The 4,108-nt window shown below is 66.5% G+C and carries 5 protein-coding genes and 1 tRNA gene; 5 read left to right on the top strand and 1 reads right to left on the bottom strand.

Translation table 11 applies throughout. The features are described 5' to 3' along the window. The coding region (locus tag VEG08_01140; GenBank protein ID HXZ26583.1) for a hypothetical protein at positions 1-450 on the top strand (450 nt) is incomplete at its 5' end. Between the two features lie 23 nt (positions 451-473). Here the strand turns inward: VEG08_01140 and VEG08_01145 are convergent. After that, positions 474-549 (bottom strand) — tRNA-Thr (locus tag VEG08_01145). A gap of 165 nt (positions 550-714) precedes the next feature. On the opposite strand from VEG08_01145, the gene VEG08_01150 reads away from it, so the two are divergent. From VEG08_01150 to VEG08_01165, 4 genes are all read left to right on the top strand, one after another. After that, entirely contained in the window at positions 715-1,593 is an 879-nt protein-coding gene (locus VEG08_01150; GenBank protein HXZ26584.1) for a tetratricopeptide repeat protein, read from the top strand. Positions 1,594-1,669: 76 nt separating this feature from the next. Next, entirely contained in the window at positions 1,670-2,848 is a 1,179-nt protein-coding gene (locus VEG08_01155; protein HXZ26585.1) for an acyl-CoA dehydrogenase, read from the top strand. Positions 2,849-2,851: 3 nt separating this feature from the next. After that, positions 2,852-3,142, top strand: coding sequence for a PilZ domain-containing protein (locus VEG08_01160; protein ID HXZ26586.1), 291 nt, complete (start codon positions 2,852-2,854; stop codon positions 3,140-3,142). A gap of 75 nt (positions 3,143-3,217) precedes the next feature. Beyond that, positions 3,218-4,108, top strand: an 891-nt coding sequence (locus tag VEG08_01165) for a hypothetical protein (GenBank protein HXZ26587.1), incomplete at its 3' end; no start/stop codon positions are given.

Consider the following 4,108-nt stretch of genomic DNA (forward strand, 5'->3'; position numbering starts at 1 on the left):
CGCGACCGCGGCCTCTCCTGGCAGGCGGCGGAGACTCCCATCGTGCACGGCAGCGCTTCCTCGGGGATCTTCTCCGTGGCCTTCCGCGACGCGCGTCACGGCGTGATCGCCGGCGGCGACTACCAGCACCCCGAACAGGGCGGCGCCAACCTGGCCCTCACCGACGATGGCGGCAAAACCTGGAAGCCGGCTGCGGTGGCCCCGCAGAAGTACTTCTCCGCGGTCGCCTACGTCTCCGAGACAGGCTGGATCGCGGTGGTGGGATCGTCGGGGACGGCCGTGTCCCAGGATGGCCTGAAGAGCTGGAGCTTGACGCTGCCCGCCGGGTTCAACAGCATGAGTGCGGTCTTCTCCACCGGCGACGTTTGGGCGGTGGGCGCCGACGGCCGCATCGCCCATGCGCAACTGGGCTACTGCGGCACGGTCTGTGAAGGGCAGAAGGCGCGCTAGCGGCGGGCTGAGGGCTGGATTTCTGGAGCCGACGATCGGACTTGAACCGATGACCTGTCGATTACGAATCGACTGCTCTACCAACTGAGCTACGTCGGCCCCTGTGGTATGCGATCATTCTAAACGGCGGCGGCGAAAAAGAGAAAGCTGCACCGCGCGCGGTGCGATTTTTCCGGCCTGGTTTTCCACATCCCGGAACCAAGTTTGCTCTTGCCAACCGCGCGCACCCTCCCGATAATGAGCCCGAGGTGTGAGCATCGTCCAGTGAACACGTACCGGCGAGCGGACGTACTTCGCATCCTTCGCATCACGGCACGACAGTTGGCGGGCTGGGAGAAAGCCGGACTGATCGACGCCACCGAGAGCTATTCCTTTTTCCATCTCCTGCAGATCAAGAAGCTGCGCGACCTGTGCGCCAAGAAGGTGCGCCCGGCAGTGATCCGCCAGTCCCTGGAAGCCATGCAGCGCCAGGTGGCGGGCATGGAGAAGCCCCTGCTGGAGGCCGGGACCTTCTCCACCGGCCGCCGCCGCGTGGCCTTCCGCCACCAGGGCCAGGCGGTGGAGCCCATCGCCGGACAGTTCGTCATGGACTTCGGTTCCGGAACCCGCGCCGTGGTGCCGGCCAAGGTGAAGTCCATCCGCCCGCTGGAGACCGTGGCCGATCACTTCGCCCGCGGCATCGCTCTGGAAGAGGATCCCACCACCCAGCGCGAGGCCATCGAGGCCTACCAGAAGGCGCTGGAGCTGGAGCCCCGCTACGCTGCCGCCCACATCAACCTGGGCACCCTCTACTACAACCGCCAGGAGTACGCGCTCGCCGAGCAGCACTACCGCGCCGCGGTGGAATCGGACTCGCGCTACGCTCTCGCCTACTTCGACCTGGGCAACGTGCTCGATGAGACCGGGCGGCTGGAGGAGGCCATCCAGTCCTACAAGGCGGCCATCGCCCTGGCTCCCACCTACGCCGACGCCCACTACAACCTGGCCCTGGCCTACGAGAAGCTGAAGTCGCCGCGCAAGGCCCTCACCCACTGGCGCTCCTACGTCCGCCTCGACACCAGCGGCCCCTGGGCCGTGCACGCCCGCAACCAGATCCGCAAGATCCTCGAGACCGACGAACTCAAGCCCGTCCGCCGCCGCTAGCGCGCCCCGCTGCTCTCTCTCCCTTCGCGGTGCTACAATCCATCGTTCGTCCTATTTTCTTCCCGAGGAAGTCCTTATGCCCGAAGCCCTAGCCCAGAAGCCCGCGCCCGCCCCCCTGGTGGCGCTCACCGAAGACGAGGTCCTCTTCCGCGACAACATCCGCCAGTTCGCCGAAGAGAAGATCCGCCCTCTCTCCAAGGAGATGGATGAGAAGGGCGTCTTCGACAAGGAACTGGTCCACCAGTTCTTCCAACTCGGGCTGATGGGGATCGAGATCCCCGAGAGCCTGGGCGGCGGCGGCGGCACCTTCTTCGAAGCAGTACTGGCGGTGGAGGAACTCTCCCGCGTGGACGCCTCCGCGGGAGTGATCGTGGACGTGCAGAACACCCTGGTCAACAACGCCATCCTGCGCTGGGGCAACGAGGAGCAGAAGAAGCGCTACTGCCCGCGCATGGCGGCGGAGTGCGTGGGCGCCTACGCCCTGAGCGAGGCCGGTTCCGGCTCCGACGCCTTCGCCCTGGCCACCAAGGCCGAACTCAAGGGCTCCGACTACCTCCTCAACGGCCGCAAGCTGTGGATCACCAACGGCAAGGAGGCCGGCCTGTTCATCGTCTTTGCCACCCTCGACCCGGCCGCCGGCTACAAGGGCATCACCGCCTTCCTGGTGGAGAAGGGCTTCCCCGGCTTCAGCGTGGGCAAGAAGGAAGACAAGCTGGGCATCCGCGCCTCCTCCACCTGCGAACTGATCCTGGAGGATTGCAGGGTGCCCAAGTCGAACGTGCTGGGCGAGGCCGGCAAGGGCTACAAGATCGCCATCGAGACCCTGAACGAAGGCCGCATCGGCATCGGGGCGCAGATGGTGGGCGTGGCCCAAGGCGCCTGGAATTGCGCCGCCCGGTACGCCCAGGAGCGCAAGCAGTTCGGCAAGGCCATCGCCGAATTCCAGGGTATCCAGTTCCAGCTCGCCCAGATGGCCACCGAGATCGAGGCGGCGCGCATGCTGGTGTACAACGCCGCCCGCATGAAGGACGCGCGCCTCCCCTTCGTCAAGGAGGCCGCCATGACCAAGCTCTTCGCCTCCCAGGTGGCCGAGCGCGTGACCTCCCTGGCCATCGAGATCTACGGCGGCTACGGCTTCACCAAGGACTACCCGGTGGAGAAGTACTGGCGCGACTCCAAGATCGGCAAGATCTACGAAGGCACGTCGAACATGCAGTTGCAGACCATCGCCAAGCTGGTTCTGGGAGGCAAGTAAGCCATGCCGCGGGAACAGCGCCGCTTCGAGCGCCTGCTGCTGCCCGACGACGCCCGCGCCGTCGACGACACCGGGCGCGAGCTGGGACGCGTGGCCCAGGCCAGCGGCGGCGGCATGCTCATCCACACCGGCTCCGAGCAGGCCGCGGCCGGATTCCAGCCCGGCCAGCGCCTGCGCATCACCGTGGTCGAACCCCGCACCGACAATCGCCACACTCTGAGCGTGGTGGTGCGCTACCGCAAGGGCGAGGCCGTGGGCGTCGAGTTTTCCGGGCGGGAAGGCGCCTCCTCCTGAAGACGCTTGTTCCCCGCCCCGTCCTGCACTAGACTTTGAAACCCGCCCCCGGAACACAGACCTTGGAGTCCGACTTTGTCGAAGAGCTCGACCCTCGAGTTGCACGACCTGGTCAGCGTCCACATCTTCTACATGGGACTGCTGCACGAGACCGTCGGCCATGCCGTGCCCGTGCCCCAGGAGGTGAAGGAGTTCCGGCCCACCCCGGAGGGCGCCCATTCCGTCTCTTCCTTCAAGACCTGGCTCGCCATCCTGGACCTGGCCATCACCCCGCCCATGGTGCGCGACGCCCTCAAGCGCTCCACCCGCTACGAGGTCGCCGAGGCCCTGCTGCGCTACTACATGCGCAAAGGCTCGCCCGCCGACCGCGAGAAGGCCGACTTCGTGGTCACCTTCCTCTTCCGCAGCCGCAAGCGGCCCCCCGCCAATCCCGCCTTCGAGCCGGTGCAGCAGAGCGCCGCCGACGCTCTCGAGTTCGAGGCCGAACTCTACAAGGTGATGGGCGACATGAAGCCCCCGGAGCTGCCCCCGGAGCACTCGCAACTGGTCCAGGAGTTCGAGTTCCTGGAGCAGGAGGTGGACGAGTTCCGCCACTTCGACGCCCTCATGGACTCCGGCATCGTGCAGCGGGCGCGCGAGATCAAGCAGGCGCTGGGACCTTCCATCTATCATCCCCGCGTGCTGGCCACCCTGGCCGTCTATAACGCCTTCTTCGGGGCGCGCTTCGAGCAGCTCTTCAAGGAGGCCACCGAGCAGATCAAGACCTTCGCCGCCAAGGTGCAGAAAGAAGGCGCCAGCATCATGAGCCGCATCGAGGGCGACGTCATCGTCAAGCACCTGGCCGAGGTGGAGGAGGCCCGCCTGCTCAAGCAGGAGTACGGCGAGGCCATGGAGAGCTTCCGCAAAGTCTCCAAGTACAAGAAGGCGGTGGACAGCCGCCGCGCCACCCGCGCGCCGGCGGGCGCG

This window comes from Terriglobales bacterium, assembly GCA_035624475.1.
Taxonomy (GTDB): Bacteria; Acidobacteriota; Terriglobia; order Terriglobales; family Acidobacteriaceae; genus DASPRL01.